This window comes from Dactylosporangium sp. CA-139066, assembly GCF_050936175.1.
GTDB lineage: Bacteria > Actinomycetota > Actinomycetes > Mycobacteriales > Micromonosporaceae > Dactylosporangium.
In genome coordinates this window covers 8,292,817-8,310,838 of the sequence record NZ_JBNJNH010000001.1, presented here as the reverse complement: position 1 = coordinate 8,310,838, position 18,022 = coordinate 8,292,817, and the positions used below count along the sequence as shown (strand labels likewise).

At 73.7% G+C, this 18,022-nt stretch carries 15 protein-coding genes and 1 pseudogene; 10 read left to right on the top strand and 6 right to left on the bottom strand.

What is annotated here, in order from left to right:
- The first annotated feature begins 50 nt into the window (after nucleotides 1–50).
- Nucleotides 51–470 carry a MarR family winged helix-turn-helix transcriptional regulator gene (locus tag ACQEVU_RS37980; RefSeq protein ID WP_433332369.1) on the top strand — a complete coding sequence of 140 codons (420 nt, stop codon included), beginning with the start codon at nucleotides 51–53 and terminating at the stop codon, nucleotides 468–470.
- 396 nt (nucleotides 471–866) lie between these two features.
- Nucleotides 867–2,021, top strand: a pseudogene (locus ACQEVU_RS37975) (right-handed parallel beta-helix repeat-containing protein); the annotation flags it as partial.
- Between the two features lie 368 nt (nucleotides 2,022–2,389).
- On the opposite strand, the gene ACQEVU_RS37970 reads toward ACQEVU_RS37975, so the two are convergent.
- Nucleotides 2,390–4,741: a putative bifunctional diguanylate cyclase/phosphodiesterase gene (locus ACQEVU_RS37970; RefSeq protein WP_433332367.1), complete on the bottom strand. Its 2,352-nt coding sequence runs from the start codon at nucleotides 4,739–4,741 to the stop codon at nucleotides 2,390–2,392.
- Between the two features lie 124 nt (nucleotides 4,742–4,865).
- Between ACQEVU_RS37970 and ACQEVU_RS37965 the strand changes: the two genes are divergently transcribed.
- Genes ACQEVU_RS37965 through ACQEVU_RS37955 form a run of 3 tightly spaced genes read left to right on the top strand, consistent with a single transcriptional unit; the run spans nucleotide 4,866 to nucleotide 7,888 of the window.
- A complete protein-coding gene (locus tag ACQEVU_RS37965) occupies nucleotides 4,866–5,744 on the top strand; it encodes a serine/threonine-protein kinase (RefSeq protein WP_433332365.1) in 879 nt (292 codons plus the stop codon).
- Between the two features lie 42 nt (nucleotides 5,745–5,786).
- Complete coding sequence (locus ACQEVU_RS37960) at nucleotides 5,787–6,617, top strand: class I SAM-dependent methyltransferase (RefSeq protein WP_433332363.1); 831 nt, start codon at nucleotides 5,787–5,789, stop codon at nucleotides 6,615–6,617.
- 14 nt (nucleotides 6,618–6,631) lie between these two features.
- Nucleotides 6,632–7,888, top strand: coding sequence for an aldehyde dehydrogenase family protein (locus ACQEVU_RS37955; protein WP_433332361.1), 1,257 nt, complete (start codon nucleotides 6,632–6,634; stop codon nucleotides 7,886–7,888).
- A gap of 3 nt (nucleotides 7,889–7,891) precedes the next feature.
- Here ACQEVU_RS37955 and ACQEVU_RS37950 read toward each other — a convergent pair whose 3' ends face one another.
- Complete coding sequence (locus ACQEVU_RS37950; RefSeq protein ID WP_433332359.1) at nucleotides 7,892–9,280, bottom strand: short-chain fatty acyl-CoA regulator family protein; 1,389 nt, start codon at nucleotides 9,278–9,280, stop codon at nucleotides 7,892–7,894.
- A gap of 243 nt (nucleotides 9,281–9,523) precedes the next feature.
- Between ACQEVU_RS37950 and aceA the strand changes: the two genes are divergently transcribed.
- The 3 genes from aceA to ACQEVU_RS37935 all read left to right on the top strand — a co-directional run bounded on the left by aceA (nucleotide 9,524) and on the right by ACQEVU_RS37935 (nucleotide 12,775).
- Complete coding sequence (gene aceA / locus ACQEVU_RS37945) at nucleotides 9,524–10,792, top strand: isocitrate lyase (RefSeq protein ID WP_433332357.1); 1,269 nt, start codon at nucleotides 9,524–9,526, stop codon at nucleotides 10,790–10,792.
- Entirely contained in the window at nucleotides 10,789–12,366 is a 1,578-nt protein-coding gene (aceB, locus tag ACQEVU_RS37940; RefSeq protein WP_433332355.1) for a malate synthase A, read from the top strand. The genes aceA and aceB overlap by 4 nt, the downstream gene beginning before the upstream one ends.
- A 76-nt stretch (nucleotides 12,367–12,442) precedes the next feature.
- Nucleotides 12,443–12,775, top strand: coding sequence for an STAS domain-containing protein (locus tag ACQEVU_RS37935; protein WP_433332353.1), 333 nt, complete (start codon nucleotides 12,443–12,445; stop codon nucleotides 12,773–12,775).
- Here the strand turns inward: ACQEVU_RS37935 and ACQEVU_RS37930 are convergent.
- The 4 genes from ACQEVU_RS37930 to ACQEVU_RS37915 form a co-directional block, all read right to left on the bottom strand.
- The gene (locus ACQEVU_RS37930) at nucleotides 12,747–14,033 is read right to left on the bottom strand and encodes an RNA polymerase sigma factor (RefSeq protein ID WP_433332351.1); all 1,287 of its coding nucleotides are present in this window, start codon (nucleotides 14,031–14,033) and stop codon (nucleotides 12,747–12,749) included. The genes ACQEVU_RS37935 and ACQEVU_RS37930 overlap by 29 nt on opposite strands.
- 7 nt (nucleotides 14,034–14,040) lie before the next feature.
- Entirely contained in the window at nucleotides 14,041–14,400 is a 360-nt protein-coding gene (locus ACQEVU_RS37925) for a YciI family protein (protein ID WP_433332349.1), read from the bottom strand.
- A 96-nt stretch (nucleotides 14,401–14,496) separates the two neighbouring features.
- A complete protein-coding gene (locus ACQEVU_RS37920; RefSeq protein ID WP_433332347.1) occupies nucleotides 14,497–15,351 on the bottom strand; it encodes an aldo/keto reductase in 855 nt (284 codons plus the stop codon).
- 45 nt (nucleotides 15,352–15,396) lie between these two features.
- On the bottom strand, nucleotides 15,397–16,869 hold the full coding sequence (locus tag ACQEVU_RS37915) for a diguanylate cyclase domain-containing protein (protein WP_433332345.1): 1,473 nt from the start codon (nucleotides 16,867–16,869) through the stop codon (nucleotides 15,397–15,399).
- A 118-nt stretch (nucleotides 16,870–16,987) separates the two neighbouring features.
- On the opposite strand from ACQEVU_RS37915, the gene ACQEVU_RS37910 reads away from it, so the two are divergent.
- Nucleotides 16,988–17,191, top strand: coding sequence for a hypothetical protein (locus ACQEVU_RS37910; RefSeq protein ID WP_433332343.1), 204 nt, complete (start codon nucleotides 16,988–16,990; stop codon nucleotides 17,189–17,191).
- Between the two features lie 82 nt (nucleotides 17,192–17,273).
- Complete coding sequence (locus ACQEVU_RS37905; protein ID WP_433332341.1) at nucleotides 17,274–17,969, top strand: siderophore-interacting protein; 696 nt, start codon at nucleotides 17,274–17,276, stop codon at nucleotides 17,967–17,969.
- Nucleotides 17,970–18,022 lie beyond the last annotated feature (53 nt).

The window sequence follows — 18,022 nt, the reverse complement described above, 5'->3', positions numbered from 1 at the left end:
AGGTTACCTCACTATGAGGCAACAACACCATCCCCTGCTACTGTGTTCCCGTGGAGGACGAGAGCCTCTCCGAGCTTTTCTGGAGCGTGGCCCGCCTGCTGCGGCATCAGTCACATGCGTCGCTGCAGCCGTGGGGCATCACGCCGGGACAGGCGCGCGCCCTGAGCGTGCTGGCCCGGCACGGCACCATGCGCCCGAGCGAGCTCTCCGAGCACCTCAAGATCGCGCCGCGCTCGACGACCGAGGTGGTCGACGGGCTGGAGGAGCGCGGCCTGGTCGAGCGCCTCCCCGACCCGGCCGACCGCCGGGCGACGCTGGTGGAGCTCACGGGCTCGGGAACCACCGTCGCGGGAAAGATCCGTGCGGAGCGCGGCGCTCAGGGTGAGCGCTTCTTCGCGGCCCTGCCGGCGGCCGACCGGGAGGACCTCGCCCGCATCCTCGCGGCGCTGCGGGCGGCAGACCCTTCGTGAGGCCGCCCGCATCCTCACGGCGCTGCGGGCGGCAGACCCTTCGTGAGGCCGCCCGCATCCTCACGGCGCTGCGGGCGGCAGACCCTTCGTGAGGCCGCCCGCATCCCCACGGCGCTGCGGGCGGCAGACCCTTCGTGAGGCCGCCCGCATCCTCGCGGCGCTGCGGGCGGCAGACCCTTCGTGAGGCCGCCCGCATCCCCACGGCGCTGCGGGCGGCAGACCCTTCGTGAGGCCGCCCGCATCCTCACGGCGCTGCGGGCGGCAGACCCTTCGTGAGGCCGCCGCATACTCCCGGCGCCGCGGCTGGAAGGGCCCAGTGATCAATGCACGCGAGCGGGCGGCAGACCGTTCGTGAGCCCGCCCGCATACTCCCGGCGCCGCGGGTAGAAGGGCCCGGTGATCAACGCACGCGAGCACGGCCTCGCCGGCGACGGGGTCACCAACGACCAGCCGGCCCTGCAGCGGCTCGTCGACGCCTGCCCGCCCGGCGAGGTGATCTACTGCCCCGCCGGCACGTACGCGATCCGCGACGCCGGCACCGTCTGGCGCACCGGCGTGTCGCTCATCGGCGACGGCCCCTCGGCCACCCGGTTCGTGCTGTCCAACCCGGGCGCGCCGGCCACCGCCGTGCCGCTGGCGTTCTGGACCGCGCTGCAGCACGGCGCGTCGACCGGCCGCGCGATCGCCGACGTGACGTTCGCCGGGTTCGAGATCGACGGCTCGCAGATGACGCTGCCGGCGTACGACGTGCTGGCCAAGGGCCTGGGCCTGCAGTACGTGCTGCGCGGCTCGTTCCGCGACCTCTACATCCACCACACGCCGGCGACCGGCTTCGGCTGCGACTTCCTGCAGGACACCGCGGTCGAGCGGGTCGTCGCCGTCCACTGTGGACGGCTCGACTCGGGCTGGGAGAAGGGCGGCGCCGGCATCGGCATCGGCGTCGGCGGCTGGGGCGCGGTCGAGCGACTGACCATCAGTGAGTGCGTCACGCTGTACAACGGGACCAACGGCATCTTCGTCGAGCTGCAGGACGCCTCGTGGACCCCGCCGCGCGGCATCCGCATCCAGGGCTGCCACGCGGAGGCCAACAAGTACGGCATCTCGGACTGGGGCGCCGACGGCCTGCTCGTCTCGGGCTGCACGATGATCGGCAACCACACCGCGGGCTTCGACGTCTCCGGCCAGGGCACCACGCACGTGGCCGGGCGCTACGGCGTCGTCACGGGCTGTGTCGTGGACGACAACCCGGGCGACGGCGTCAGCATCGGCAACACCCCCGGCGGGTACACGGTGGCGGCGACGCGCATCAGCCGCAACGGCGGCAACGGCTACCGCCAGCACAACCTGCCCGGCGCGATCCGCATCCCGGCCGCCGACGTGGTCCTCGACGGCAACGACATCTGGGACAACGCGGGCGACGGCATCCGCATCGACGGCGCCCTGATCGACCCGTTCCTGGTCAACAACCGAATCCGCGGCAACGGTACCTCCCTGACCCCCGCCGCCGGCATCTCCGTCAACGCCCGCGTCACGGCGGCGACGATCCGCAACCAGCGAATCTGGGACCGCCACACCCCGCCGACCCAGACCGCCCGCCTGTCGGTGACGGCCCACGGCGAGCTGGCCGACCCCGTGTACGTGGACATGGAGCCGAGCGCCGACGTCACCGAGCCGTGACGCCCGCCCGTCGGGGGCCCGGCTTATCGCGCGGGGACCGACGGGCCAGAAGCGACGCGCGTCCGCGGGCATCTGCGGCATGCGGGCGGCGCGGCCGGACAGCACGCACAGCAGCAGATCGGTGATCGGCAGCGCCGTCCAGTAGAGGCGGACCTGCACGGCGGCGCCGCCGATGCCGGCGAGGAACCAGCACACCAGCGCCGCGCCGGCGACGGCCATCGCGGCCAGGACGGGGTCGCGTCTCATCCGGCGGGCGCCGGGTTGAGCCGGGCGAACGCGGCCTCGAGCTGCTCGGCCGGGCCGGGCCTGGCGAAGTGGTACCCCTGGGCCAGCCGGCAGCCCAGCGCGTGCAGCAGCTCGGCCTGCTCGGCGGTCTCGATGCCCTCGGCGATCGCCGGCAGCGAGCGGCTGGTGCCCAGCTGCAGCACCGCGCGGGTGAACGCGTGGTCGCCGGCGGCCTCGGCCGGCACGAACGACCGGTCGATCTTCAGGATGTCGACGGGGAGCTCGTTGAGGTACGACAGCGACGAGTACCCGGTGCCGAAGTCGTCGATCGCGATGCGGATGCCCTCCGCGCGCAGCCGCCGCAGCGCGACCGGCAGCGCGTCGGCGTCCCCGGCGAACACCGACTCGGTGATCTCCAGCACGAGCGCGCTTGCGGGCAGGCCCGTGCGGGCCAGGATCGCCAGCACGTCGTCGGCGAAGCCGGGCTCGGCGAGCTGGCGCACGGAGACGTTCACGGTCAGCGACGCGCCGAAGCGCCGGTGCCAGTCGCGGAAGTCGCGGCAGGCCTGCTCCAGCACCCACGCGCCGATCGGCACGATGACGCCGGTCTCCTCGGCGACCGGGATGAAGTCGTTCGGCGGCACCGGGCCGCTCGGCGGGTTCCAGCGCAGCAGCGCCTCGACCGCCACGATCCGCGCGCCCGGCAGCTCGACGACCGGCTGGTAGTGCACCGCCAGCTCGCCGCGCTCGATCGCGTGGCGCAGCCCGCCGCTGATGCGGGTGAAGGTCTCACGGGCGCTTCGCAGCTGCGTGCGGTACCGCACCACGCGGTCCCGCCCGCCCCGCTTCGCCGAGCGCAGGGCCAGCTCGGCGTCGGCGACGGCCTCGCGCGGGTCGTGGCCGTCGATGTGGACGAGGCCGATGCTCGCCGACAGGTGCACGACCCGCCCGCCGACCCGCAGCGGCGCCTTCACCTCGGCCCGCAGCAGCTCGGCGAGGTCCTCCGCCGCTTCGGCGCAGGCGTTCGCCTCCCGCCCGGACGCGTCGCCGACCGCGGACGGCGCGAACTCCACGAACAGCGCGAACTCGTCGCCGCCGAGGCGGGCCAGGGTGTCGCCGGGGGCGGCGAGGGTCCGCAGCCGGTACGCCAGCGCGATGAGCGCCTCGTCGCCGAACCCGATGCCGTGGGCGTCGTTGACGTCGGTGAACCGGTCGACGTCGAGCAGCAGCAGCGCGTGGCGGGACCGGGCGCCCGCGTCGGGGCGGCGCAGCGCCCACTCCATGCGCTGGGTCAGCAGCGCCCGGTTGGCCAGGCCGGTCACCGGGTCGTGCAGGGCGCCGTGGCGCAGCTGGTGCTCGAGGGTCTCGCGCTCGACGAGCGCGGCCGACAGGCGCCGCCCGTGCTCGTCCAGCTCGGCCAGGCGGCGCTGGGCCAGGCGGGCCAGGCCGCCGAGGCGCGTCACCAGCAGTACCGACAACACCGCCGTGAGGATCGCGGGCACGATGAGGTGGTGCCACTCTCCGGGGGCGACGGGCCCCTCGAACCCGGCCATGCGGACCAGGATGGCCGCCGGACCCAGCAGGGTCGCCGCGCCGAACAGCAGGATGCGCCGGGCCGACACGACGTCGTGCCCCTCGCCGGCGCCGCCGCGCTCGCCGAACAGCCGCGGGTGCAGGCCGGCGAGGCCGATCGCGACGTACGAGCAGATCCACAGCGCATTGTCGAGCACCGCGACCGAGCGCGTGCTGCCGTGCGCGGCGTGCGCGAAGTAGATCGTGTTGGCCGCCAGCAGCAGCCCGACCGAGCCGAGCATGAGCACGTTGGCCCGGTTGCGCACGGCCCCGGTGAACAGCGCCCGGATCGCGGCGGCGAACAGCATCAGGTCGCAGACGGGGTACACCAGCGCCAGGCTCAGCGCGAGCGGCCCCATCGAGGTGTGGTGCAGGTACGGGTGCAGCAGCGCGATCCAGTCGATGACGGCGACGCCGGCCGCGACGATCGACGCGTCGAGCAGGGCGCTGCGGGCCCGGCCGCCGGCGGCGCCGATGAGCCCGGCGACGAGCAGCGCGTACGAGGTCAGGTAGCCCAGGTCGTTCCAGGACGGGAAGGGCACGTCGCCGCGGTGCGCGAGCGCCTCGACCGTCCACACCACGTCCGACAGCAGCCGGGCGGCGAGCCCGGCGCCGACCAGCCGCCACGCGGGGGCGATCGAGCGCCGGCGGCGGACCAGCCGGGCCAGCATGGGCGCGGCGCACGCGGCCGCGCCGAGGATCCACACGATGCGGCTCAGCGTCGCCGGGGCCAGCGTCGATACGGCGATGGCGAGGGCGCCGGTGGCCGTGACGAGATACCGTGCGCGTCCGGGCATGTACTCCAGGTCACCGTACGGGAGTTGCCCCCGGGGGCCGCGCCGGGTGCGGTCGGGTTTCCGCTTGAACCTCGCTCCGGGTGGGAAAGAGGACCACGTGCGGTTGTTCGGCGGAAGGTACCGGTTGGAGCGCAAGCTGGGACAGGGCGGCATGGCCAGCGTGTGGCGGGCCCACGACGAGGTGCTGGACCGTGCCGTCGCCGTGAAGCTGCTCACGCCCGAGCACACCGCCGACCAGGGCGCGTTCGACCGGGCCCGCAACGAGGCCCGCTTCGGCGCCCGCTTCGCCCACCCCAACGTGGTCGCGGTCTATGACTTCGGTACCTCCCGGCGCGCCGGCCGCGGCACCGCATACCTGGTGATGGAGCTGGTGGAGGGCCAGGCCCTCGACGCCGTGATGCGGGGCGGCCCGCTCGACTGGCGGGTCGCCGGCCGGGTCTGCGCGGAGGTCGGCGCCGGCCTCGCGGCCGCGCACGGCCACGGCATCGTGCACCGCGACATCAAGCCGGCCAACGTGGTCCTGACCTCGGCCGGCGCGAAGATCCTCGACTTCGGCGTGGCCGCCGAGGCCGGGCAGCCGGACCGCCTGCCCGACGGCTCGCTGCTGGGCACGCCGACCTACCTGGCGCCGGAGCGGCTGGACACGACCGCCGAGTGGACGAGCACGGCGGCGGCGCCGATGGACGTGTACGCCGTCGGCGTCCTGCTGTACCAGTGCCTGACCGGCCGGCTGCCGTGGCCCGCCGACACCGACGAGCAGGTGCTGCGCTCCCACCGCCACGTCCCGCCGGCGCCGCTGCCGCGCATCGACGGGCTGCCGGCGGAGGTGGCCGAGGTGTGCGCGGCCAGCCTCGACAAGCTGCCGGAGGCGCGCCCGACCAGCGTGGCCCTCGCCCTGATCCTGTCGGCGGCGGTCGACGTGCCGGTGCACGTCCCGCCCGTGCTGCTGCCGGCCGCCAAGCGCAGCGCGCTGCACGCGCCGACGGAGGCGATTTCCGTCTGAGACGGAGGTTATTGCGCTTGACCAGTGTGTGATGGTCGTCGGGTGAGCGAATACCTCCGCCTCAACCGCGCCCAGTGGGACGAGCGCGCGCCGGCCCACGCCGCCTCGCCGGGCTACAACCTCGCGCGGTTCGCCGGCGACCCGCAGTACCTCAGCGACGTCGTCCGCTTCGACCGGCCCCGCCTCGGCGACGTGCGCGGGCTGCGGACCGTCCACCTGCAGTGCCACATCGGCACCGACACGCTGTCGCTGTACCGCCTCGGCGCCCGCGTCACCGGCCTGGACTTCTCCCCGGCGTCGCTGGCCGAGGCCCGCGCCCTCGCCGAGCGCACCGGCGCCGAGGTCGACTTCGTCGAGTCCGACGTGTACAAGGCGCTCGACGTGCTCGAGCCGGGAGCCTTCGACCTGGTGTACACCGGCGTCGGCGCCCTGTGCTGGCTGCCCGACGTCCGCCGCTGGGCGGCCGTCGTGTCCGGCCTGCTGCGCCCGGGCGGCCGGCTGTTCATCCGCGAGGGCCACCCGATGCTGTGGAGCATCGACGAGACCCGCGGCGACGGTGTGCTCGCCGTGCACTTCCCCTACTTCGAGCAGACCGACCCGCTGGTGTGGACCGACGCCAGCACGTACGTCGAGACCGAGGCGCGGTTCGAGCACAACACCACGCACCAGTGGAACCACGGCCTCGGCGAGATCGTCACCGCGCTGCTGGACGCGGGCCTGGAGCTCACCATGCTGCAGGAGCACGACAGCTGCCCGTGGGACCCGCTGCCGGGCTTCACGGTCGGTGACGAGGAGGGCGAGTACCGGCTGGCCGAACGACCGGGGCGGCTGCCGCTTACTTACACTCTTCAGGCACGCAAGCGTTCGCACTGAGGGAGAGCCGGGCCGTGACCGAATCGCAGGACGTCCACGAGATCGTCGCCGCCGCGGCCCGGGCCGCGCGCGCCGCCGCCGGCTCCCTCGCCGCCGCGCCGGCCAAGACGATCGACGAGGCGCTGCGCGGCATGGCCCGGCGCCTCGCCACCGCCCCGGAGACGGTCCTCGCCGCCAACCGGGCCGACGTCGAGGCCGCCGAGGCCGGCGGCATGAGCGGCGGCCTGCTCGACCGGCTCCGCCTCGACGAGGCCCGGCTGGCCGGCATGGCCGAGCAGCTCAACATCCTCGCCGACGTCGAGCCCGAGCCGGCCCGGCGCACCGTCCGCGAGCTCGGCGGCGGCCTGGTCCTGCAGGAGTGGCGGCGCCCGGTCGGCGTCATCGGCGCCAACTACGAGGCCCGGCCCAACGTCACCGTCGACGTCGCCTCCCAGCTGGTGAAGTCGCAGAACGGCGGCGTGCTGCGCACCGGCTCGGCCGCGCTGGCCTCCGCGTCGGCGATCATGGACGAGATCGTCAGCCCGGCCCTGGCCGAGGCCGGCCTCGACCCCGCCGCCGTGCAGCTCATCCGGGCGCGGGGCCGCGGCTCGGCCGACGCGCTCGTCGCCCAGCCGGGCCTGATCCCGCTGGTCATCCTGCGCGGCAGCGGCGAGAGCACCCGCACCCTGGCCGAGAAGGCCGCCCTGCAGGGTGTGCGGACCCTGGCCCACGCCGACGGGGGCGGGGTGCTGTACATCGACGCCGCCGCCGACCTCGAGAAGGCCCTCGCGCTCGTGGGCGCCGGCCTCGACCGGCTCGGCGTGTGCAACCGGCTCAACCTGCTGCTCATCCACCGCGACCACTACGACGCGCTCGTGCCCCGGGTCGAGGCCGCCGTCGGGCCCCGCATCGCGCTGTCGCTGCCGCCGCACGCGCACCCGCTGGGGTACGAGTGGGCGCTGGACTCCGACCGCGAGGCGACGATCACGCTCGCCCCGGTCGACGGGCCCCTCGACGCCGCCCGCGTCGCCAACGACGAGACGTCGGGCCTGGCCGCCGGCATCGTCACCGAGGACGCCGGCGCGGCCCGCGAGTTCCTGTCCGCCTACGCCGGCACCGGCGCCTTCTGGAACGCCACGACCCGCCTGCTGGACGGCTTCAAGCTGCTCAACGTCCCCGAGACCGGTATCAACATCGACCGCGTGCCCGGGCCCCGCGGCCCGGTCACCTTCCGGGACCTCTCCCTGCGGCAGTACACCGTCCTCCCGGCCGACCGCCTGGGCGACCTCTGAGTCTCAGGGGCCCTGCAGCGGGTACGGGATGAACGTGCTGCGGTTCTCGTCCAGGTCCAGGCGGCGGCTGATCGGCGCCGCCGCCCGCTGCGGGCAGGTCGCCCGCTCGCAGGTCTTGCAGCCCGGCCCGATCGGCATCGCCGCCGCTGCGTCGTGCAGGTCCATGCCGGTGGAGTAGACCAGCCGGGCGGCGTGGCGGATCTCGCAGCCCAGCCCGATCGCGTACACCTTGCCGGGCTGGCCGTAGCCGCCGTGGTGGCGGGTCACGGTGCGGGCGATCCACAGGTACCGCTGCCCGTCCGGCATCGCCGCCACCTGCGTCACCGGGCGGCCGGGGGAGCTGAACGCCTCGTACACGTTCCACAGCGGGCACGTGCCGCCGGTGCGCGAGAACGGGAAGCCGGTCGCGGACTGGCGCTTCGACATGTTCCCGGCCCGGTCGACCCGCACGAACGAGAACGGCACCCCGCGCGCCCGCGGCCGCTGCAGCGTGCTGAGCCGGTGGCAGACCGTCTCCCAGCCCATCGCGAAGTGCTCGGTGAGCAGGTCGATGTCGTAGCGGCGTTCCTCGGCCGCGCTCAGGAACTGCTCGTACGGCAGGATCAGCGCCGCGGCGAAGTAGTTGGCCAGCCCCACCCGGGTCAGGATCTGCGTCTGGACGTCGTCGAAGCGCTCCTCCTCGACGATCTCGTCGATCACGTCGGCGTACTCCAGCAGGGCCAGCTGCGCCGCCATGCGGGTGGCCTCCTGCCCGGCCTTCAGCGACGTCGACAGGTGCAGCGTGCGGGTGTGCGGCCGGAACCGGTGCAGCTCGCCGTCGAGCGTCTCGGCGTCGTCGTGGCGCAGCTGCACCCCGTGCCGCTCGGCCAGCCGGTCCTGCAGCGCCGCCCGCACCTGGCCCCGGCGCAGCCGCATCCGGGCGGCGAGCAGCTCGGCCGCCTCGTCGAGCTGGGGCACGTAGTTCTGCCGGCGGTAGAAGAACTCGGTCACCTGGTCGTGCGGGCTGCGCCCGAGCGGCCCGCGGTCCCCGACGAGCTCGGTGAGCTGGTCGGCGACCTGCCGGTAGCGGCGGTGCAGGTCGATGACCGACTCGGCGACATCCGGCAGCCGGGTGGCCAGCTCCGTGAGGTCGGCGACGCTGCCGGCCCCGGCGAGCGCCTCGCGCAGCCCGGCGACCAGCTGCGGGGTGTCGTGCGGGGCGAACACGGCCGGGTCGACGCCGAACAGGTCGGTGACCCGGATGAGCACCTGGGCGGTGAGCGGCCGCACGTCGTGCTCGATCTGGTTGAGGTAGCTCGGCGAGATGCTCAGATGGCGGGCCAGGTCCGTCTGGCTCAGGCCGCGCTCCTCGCGCAGCCGCCGCAGCCGCGCGCCCGAGAATATCTTGGCCATCGGACAACTGTATAACACCATTGTCAATAGTGATTTTCGCAAGTTAGCAAAACCCGTCCGGAAATTCGCAGGAATTGGCTTTTTCCGTCCCTCGACCGGCCGTCGCCGCACGTGTGACGGTTTGCGAAGGCGTCGTTGATGCGAGCGGAGCGAGCATGGGGGTCCGGGGTGGGAACCCCCGGCGCGCCCGAGCGAAGCGAGCGCCAAGGACGCTTTCAGCGCAGCGAACGAGGGAGTAAGACGATGACGGACGCAGTCGAACGTTTGCGGCAGGAATGGGACACCGACCCGCGCTGGCACGGGGTGCGGCGCGACTACACCCCGCAGGACGTCGTGCGGCTGCGGGGCGTTGTGCAGGAGGAGCACACCCTCGCGCGCCTCGGCGCCGAGCGCCTCTGGGCGCTGTTGCACGACGAGGACTACGTCCACGCCCTCGGCGCGCTCACCGGGAACCAGGCCGTGCAGATGGTCCGGGCCGGGCTCAAGGCCATCTACCTGTCCGGCTGGCAGGTGGCCGCCGACGCCAACCTGTCCGGCCACACGTACCCGGACCAGAGCCTCTACCCGGCCAACTCGGTGCCGGCGGTCGTGCGCCGGATCAACAACGCGCTGCTGCGCGCCGGCCAGATCACCACGGCCGAGGACGCGTCCGCGCCGCACTGGATGGCCCCGATCGTCGCCGACGCCGAGGCCGGCTTCGGCGGCGTGCTCAACGCCTACGAGCTCATGACCGCGATGATCGTCGCCGGCGCGGCCGGCGTGCACTGGGAGGACCAGCTCGCGTCGGAGAAGAAGTGCGGCCACCTCGGCGGCAAGGTGCTCATCCCGACCGGCCAGCACGTGCGCACGCTGCAGGCGGCCCGGCTCGCCGCCGACGTCGCCGGCGTGCCCTCGATCGTCGTGGCCCGCACCGACGCCCAGGCCGCGACGCTGCTCACCACCGACGTCGACGAGCGCGACCGGCCGTTCGTCACCGGCGAGCGCACCGCCGAGGGCTTCTACCGCTTCCGCAACGGCGTGGACGCGTGCATCGCCCGCGGGCTGGCCTACGCGCCCTACAGCGACCTGCTGTGGATGGAGACGAGCACGCCGGACCTCGAGGTCGCCCGGCGGTTCGCCGACGCGGTCAAGGCGCAGTACCCCGACCAGATGCTCGCGTACAACTGCTCGCCGTCGTTCAACTGGCGCAAGCACCTCGACGAGGCCACCATCGCCAAGTTCCAGCGGGAGCTCGGGCACATGGGGTACAAGTTCCAGTTCATCACCCTGGCCGGCTTCCACGCGCTGAACTACTCGATGTTCGACCTGGCCCGCGGCTATGCGGCCGAGGGCATGCCCGCCTACGTCGCACTGCAGGAGCGGGAGTTCGCCGCCGAGGCCGACGGCTACACGGCGGTCAAGCACCAGCGCGAGGTCGGCACCGGCTACTTCGACCTGATCAGCACCGTGCTCAACCCGGCCGCCGAGACCACCGCGCTGCGCGGCTCGACAGAGACGGAGCAGTTCGCATGAGGTACAAAGTCATCGGGCCCATGCTCGAGCGATTCGACGAGGTCCTCACCCCCGAGGCGCTGGACTTCCTGGTCGCCCTCGACGAGCACTTCGCCGCCCGGCGGGTCGCGCTGCTCGACACCCGCCGCGCCCGGCGCGCCCGCTTCAGCACCGGCCAGTTCCCGGACTTCCGCGCGGAGACGTCGTCCGTGCGGTCCGACCCCTCCTGGCGCGTGGCCGCGCCCGCGCCCGGCCTGCTCGACCGGCGCGTCGAGATCACCGGCCCGCCGGACCGGCGCATGACCGTCAACGCGCTCAACTCCGGCGCCAAGGTGTGGATGGCCGACTTCGAGGACGCCACCGCCCCCACGTGGGCCAACATCATCGGCGGCCAGCTCAACCTGATCGACGCCCACGCCGGCCGGATCGACTTCACCGACGAGCGCGGCAAGCGGTACGCCATCGGCCCCGACCCCGCCACCATCGTCGTGCGCCCCCGCGGCTGGCACCTGGTGGAGAAGTGGATCGCCGTGGACGGCCGCCCGATCGCGGCGTCGCTGGTCGACTTCGGCCTCTACCTCTTCCACAACCGCCACCGGCCGTACTTCTACCTGCCGAAGCTGGAGGAGCACCGCGAGGCGCGGCTGTGGAACGACGTGTTCGTCTTCGCCCAGCAGTACCTCGGCCTGCCCCAGGGCACCATCCGCGCGACGGTCCTCATCGAGACGATCACCGCCGCGTTCGAGATGGAGGAGATCCTCTACGAGCTGCGCGAGCACTCGTCGGGCCTCAACGCGGGCCGCTGGGACTACATCTTCAGCATCATCAAGAACTTCGGCCAGTGGTCGGACTTCGTCCTGCCCGACCGCGCCGAGGTCACGATGACGGTCCCGTTCATGCGCGCCTACACCGAGCTGCTCGTCTCCACCTGCCACCGCCGCGGCGCCCACGCGATCGGCGGCATGGCGGCCTTCATCCCCAGCCGCGACCCGGACGCGAACGCGGCGGCCGTCGAGAAGGTGTCGGCCGACAAGCGCCGCGAGGCCGGCGACGGCTTCGACGGCTCGTGGGTCGCCCACCCGGGCCTGGTGCAGACCTGCCGCGACGCCTTCGACCCGGTGCTGGGAGCCCGGCCCAACCAGCTGGACCGCCTCCGCGACGACGTCGACGTCAGCGCCACCGACCTGCTCGCCGTCGACAAGACCCCCGGCCAGGTGACGGCGGAGGGCCTGCGCGCCAACGTGTCGGTCGCGCTGCGGTACATCGACGCCTGGCTCGGCGGCACCGGCGCCGTCGCCCTGTCGAACCTCATGGAGGACGCCGCCACCGCGGAGATCGCCCGCTGCCAGGTCTGGCAGTGGCGGCACCACCACACCCCGCTGGCCGGCGGCGGCATCGTCACCGACGACCTGGTCCGCAGCCTCCTGGCCGAGGAGCTGGCCGCGCTGCTCACCGACCGCGACGAGCCGGAGCGCGCCCGCGCCGTGGCGGCCGCGGGCATCGTCGAGCACACCGCCCTTTCGGAGGACCTTCCCCCGTTCTTCACCACCGAGGCGTACGCCCTCCACCTCGCCCCGTGCGGTTCCCCCGGCTGACGGACGGGTTGGGCCGTCCGCCCGATGACGGTGGGGCGCAACGGCCGTAGGGTTACTCACGGTGATGGGGATGCTGGTGGGTGAACTCGAAATCGCGACCGTTGCGCCGCGGGGCGCCGAGCGCCTCGTGCGGCTCAGCGTGGCCGGGGAGCTCGACGCGGCCACCGTGCCGCGGCTGCGGGCCGCCCTCGCCGACGTCGTCGGGCGGCGGCCCGCCCGCGTCGAGCTGGACCTCGCCGGGGTCACGTTCTGCTCCAGCGCGGCCGTCACGGCGCTTCGGGTCGCGCAGCGCGCGATGCCGGGGCGGCTCGTGATCACCGATGCGCGGCGGCCCGTCCGGCGGGTGCTCGAGCTGTGCGGCCTCACCGAGTCGTTCGGGCTCACGCCGGTGGCGCAGCCCGGCGGGTGAACAGCTCGCGTTCCGTCTCGTTCCTGGTCAGCTCGGCGGCGCGGGCGAACTGCGCCCGCGCCTCATCGGCCCGGCCGAGGCGCTCGAGCAGCTCGCCGCGGGCGGCTGGCAGGTGGGGATAGCCCGGCAGGTCCAGCCCGTCCAGGATGGCCAGGCCGGCCGCGGGGCCCTCGGCCAGCCCCACCGCCACGGCCCGGTTGAGCTCGACCACCGCCGACGGCGCCACGTGCGACAGCAGGCGGTACAGCGCGGCGATGCGCCCCCAGTCCGTGTCCTCGGCGCGCGCCGCGCGGGCGTGCACGGCGGCGATCGCGGCCTGCAGGCCGTACGGCCCCAGGGTGCCCAGCCGCTCGGCCCGTCCCAGGGCCGCCAGCCCGCGCCGGATCAGCAGCCGGTCCCAGCGCCGCCGGTCCTGGTCGAGCAGCAGCACGGGGCGCCCGGCGGCGTCGGTGCGGGCGGCCATGCGCGACGCCTGCAGCTCCATGAGCGCCGTCAGGCCGTGCACCTCGGGCTCGCCGGGCAGCAGCCCGGACAGGACCCGGCCGAGGCGCAGCGCCTCCTCGCACAGCTGGGGGCGGGACCAGTCGTCGCCGGCCGTCGCGCTGTAGCCCTCGTTGAAGATGAGGTACACGGTGCCGAGGACCGCGGCCAGGCGGGCCGGGACCTCGGAGACCGGCGGCAGCTCGAAGCGCACGTGCTGCCTGGCCAGGGTCTTCTTGGCGCGCAGGATGCGCTGGGAGATCGTCGCCTCGGTGGTCAGGAAGGCGCGGGCGATCTCGTCGGTACGCAGGCCGCCGAGCATCCGCAGCGTCAGCGCGACCTGCGACTCGGTGGTGAGCGACGGGTGGCAGGCGGTGAAGATGAGCCGCAGCAGGTCGTCGCCGATGTGGTCGTCGAGCGCGTCGACGATCGCGGGCTCGGCCGAGGCCTGCTCGGCGAGCTCGACGTCGCGGCCGACGACGGCGAGCTTGCGGCGGTAGTTCTCCTGGCGGCGCAGGTGGTCGATGGCCCGGTGCTTCGCCGTGGCCATCAGCCACGGGCCGGGGTCGTCGGGCACGCCGCGCTCCGGCCACTGCTCCAGCGCCGCCACGAGCGCGTCCTGCGCCAGCTCCTCGGCCAGCCCGACGTCACGGACCAGCCGGGCGAGGGCGGCGATGATCCGCGCGGACTCGATGCGGTACACCGCCTCGACCACGCGGTGCACCGCCGAAGGCAGGGGCCCAGGATCGGCGGCCGTCACGTCCACCGATCCTGCCACCCCGAGATCAGAAGTCCTCGGGCCCCATCACCTTGAGGATGCGGCACTCGCCTTCCCAGCCCGCCCAGAGGTCGCGGTGCAGCTTCATGAACCGCGAGGACCACTCCACCGCCTCCTCCTTCGTGCGGGTCTCGTACAGCGCGTAGCTGATCAGCTCCTTGGTCTCCGCGAACGGGCCGTCGGTGACGCTCAGCCCGCCCCCGGCCACGGTGACCTTCGCCCCGGCCGCGCTGGGGGCCAGGCCGGCGTTCTCCAGCAGCGCGCCCGCCGCCGTCGCCTCCTCGCCGAGCTTCATGATCGCGGCCATGAGCTCGGCCGGCGGCGGCGTCGCGGGCTGGGTGGCCTCGAGCAGCATCACGTAGCGCATCGTCGTCTCCTCTGCGTGGCCGGGCGTTTCCCGGCCTATATCCCGTCCTCGAACGGCGCGGGCCGGATCCGACACGCGGCCCGGAGAAATTTCGGCTCAGGCGTTGCGCGTGATGTCGGCGACCTCGGCCGGCGTCAGGTGGATGCCGGCGGCGGCCACGTTGTCCTCGAGATGCTCGACCGAGCCGGTGCCCGGGATCGGCAGGATCATCGGCGAGCGCGCGAGGAGCCAGGCGAGCACGATCTGCCGGGCCTCGGCCTCGTACTTCTTCGCGATCGCCTCGATCGCGGCGTTGCCCTCGAGGTTCTGGATCGGCGCCCACGGCAGGAACACGATCTGCTCCTGCTCGCACAGGTCGACCAGCGACTCCGAGCCGCGGTCGTCGACGTTGTACCGGTTCTGCAGCGACACGATCGGGGTGAGCGCCTGCGCGACCCGCAGCTGCTCCTCGGTGAAGTTCGACACGCCGATGTGGCGGATCTTGCCCGCGGCCTTCAGCTCGACCAGCGCGCCGATCGAGTCCTCCAGCGGCACCCGCGGGTCGGGGCGGTGGAACTGGTACAGCGGAATCTGCTCCAGCTTCAGCTTGCGCAGGCTGCCCTCCAGGGCCTCGCGCAGGTGCTCCGGCCGGCCGTCCGGCTCCCACTGGTTGGGGCCGGGGCGGACCAGGCCGCCCTTGGTGGCGATGACGAGGTCCTCGGGGTACGGGTGCAGGGCCTCGGCGATCAGCTCCTCGCTGACGTCCGGCCCGTAGGAGTCGGCGGTGTCGATGAAGTTCACGCCGAGCTCGACGGCGCGGCGCAGGACCGCCTTGGCCGTCCCGCGGTCGCGGGGGGCGCCCCAGATCCCTTCGCCGGTGATGCGCATCGCGCCGAAGCCGAGCCGGTTGACGGTCAGGTCGCCGCCGACGTCGATGGTTCCGGCGTTCCGCGCGCTGCTCTGCTCTGACATGCGTCAGGTCTCCTTAGCGGTCGAGATTGTGCTCTCAACCGAAATCTATCCACGCGCACGGGTCAGCGGCATGTGATGCGCGCGCCTTGCCGTTCCTCTTTCACCCTGGGCGGCCTTGACCCTGTACATCGCCTCGTCCGCCCGGCGGATCAGCTCGTCGGCGCCGGTGCGCCCGTCGGAGGCGACCGCGCCGATGCTGGCCCCGACGGTCACCGGCTCGCCCGCGACCTCGAACGGCTCGGACAGCGCCGCGCGGATGTGGCCGGTGAGGCGGCGCACGGCGGCGTCGCGGTCCGCGGCCCGGGCGAGCAGGATGAACTCGTCGCCGCCGTAGCGGGCCACGGTCTCCCCGGCGCGCAGGCCGGCCCGCAGCCGCGCGGCGAGCGCCACGAGCAGCTCGTCGCCGGCCGCGTGGCCCAGCCGGTCGTTGATCGGCTTGAACCCGTCCAGGTCACAGAACAGCAGTACGACATCCGGCTCCTGCTCGTGCTCCTGCGCCAGCGCGGCGTCCAGCCGGCGGTGCAGCTCGGCCCGGTTGGGCAGGCCGGTGAGCTCGTCGTGGCCGGCCTGGTGGGCCAGGGCCCGCTCGGCCTGCTCCCGCTGCCGGGCCAGGCCGTGGATGCGCAGCATGACCAGCGGCGCCAGGGCGAGGGTGCCGACGGCGATGAGCACGCCGTCGGCGGCCAGGCCGAACATCTGCCGGGCGCCGCCGGCGACCGGGTCGAGGGTGATCGCGGCGCCGAGGAAGATCAGGCGCCCGCCGCTGATGCGGTCGACCGGCGACGGGCCGGGACGGGTCAGCTCGGCGGCGTCGGGGTGCAGGGCGGCGAGGCCGACGCAGAGGTACGCCACGAGGAAGCACACCTCGACGACCGGCAGCCGGTCCACGACCATCGCGCCGGTGGTCATGGCGAGCGTGGTGTTGCCGGCCAGGGCCAGCAGCAGCGCGGCGATCATGAGCTCCAGTGAGCGGAAGCGGCGCGGCGCGGTCACCCACAGCCGGCCGAGCGCGCCGAGGACGCCGGTGAGCACATACACGCTGACCAGCAGCGCGACGCGCGCACCGACGGTCGAGTGCACCGCCTCCAGATGGGGCTGGAGCAGGCCGATCCACAGCAGGGTGCCGATGCCCATGAGCGCCACGGAGGCGTCGAGCAGCCCGCCGGTGTCGTTGCGCCCGCGCCGCACGACGAGCGTCAGCGCGGCGGCCAGCAGCACGCCGTGGCCGATCGTCACGCCGAACTCGGCGGTCATCTTCTGGCCGCGGCCGAACACGGCGATGACGCCGTTGGCGGCGGTCAGCACCGTCATGGCGGTCGCGAGCAGCAGCCACGGCCAGCGGCCCGCGCCGGGCTGCCGCCGCAGGCGCAGCGCGATCGGCCCCAGCGTCCCCGCCGAGAACAGCGTGAAGGACGCGGGCCGCCAGTCGTGCGGCAGCATCGGGTGTGCGACGGCGGCGACGGCGCAGACGGCGGCGTACGCGCTGAAGGCTCGCCTGTCGCTGCGCGGTCCGGACATGACCGGGTCATCGGCCCGGCTGTGAAAATCTGCAGGACTATTCCTATGGATTAGCCCAGATCACCCTGGGTATCGTCAGCCCACTCGCCAGCCGAACCGAACCCTGGAGTGGATTCGCATGAACGCGTTCGACCCGACCGGCATCGACCCGGACAGCGACGAGGGCCGCGCCCGCGAGGCGGCGCGCCGCGAGGCCGAGCGGCAGCAGAGCCTCGAGCACCAGCTGGCCCAGGGCGGCCTGGTCGACGACGGCGCCGTCGACTCGACCGGCCGCGCCATCCGCGACCCGCGCCGCGGCACGCAGCTGGACGAAGACATCTGAAGCCGGACCGCGCCGGGTGCATTGTCGCAATGCACCCGGCGCGGGTTCCGATATATCGCCGATATGCGTAACGTCCCCGGGCATGAAGCTCTGGGAGAGACTCTTCGTCCGCGCGAGCGTGGCCGAGGCCGAGACCGCCGGGCGGTTCCGGCGGCTGCGGCTGCGGGCCCCGGCGCTGCGCGGCGCCGCGTGGGTCGCCGGCCAGCAGGTCCGGGTCGACGTCGCCGCCAAGGGCGCGATGACGCCGCTGCTGCGCACGTACTCCGTCTGGGACCGCGCCCACGACTGGGTCGACCTGCAGGCGCTGCTGCACGGCGACGGGCCCGGCGCGCAGTGGATGGGCGCGGCCGCCGTCGGCGACGAGGTCCTCATCAGCAAGCCCAAGGGCGACTTCGTGACCCGCCCGGCCGCCTACCACCTGTTCGTCGGCGAGGAGACCGCGTCCGTCGCGTTCGGGCCGATGCTGCGCGCCCTGCCGCGGGAGCAGCGCACGGCCAGCCGGGCCGTGGTCGAGATCGCCGGGCCGGCCGACCGGCTCGCGCTCGACGGCGACGTCACCTGGGTCGAGCGCCGCGGCGATGCGGTGTCGCCCTCGCCGTCGCTCGTCGCCGCGGTCGAGGCGCTCGACCTGCCCGGGGAGCCCGGCCAGGCGTACGTCGCGGGGGAGGCCCGCACGATCCAGGCCGTCCGGCAGCACCTCGTGCGCGAGCGGGGCTGGCCGCGGCGGTCCGTGCTCACCAAGCCCTTCTGGACACCGGGCAAGCGCGGCATGGAGTAACGTCACTACCCACGAACTTCAATACGGGGGACAAGCGTCTGGCCTGGGCCGGA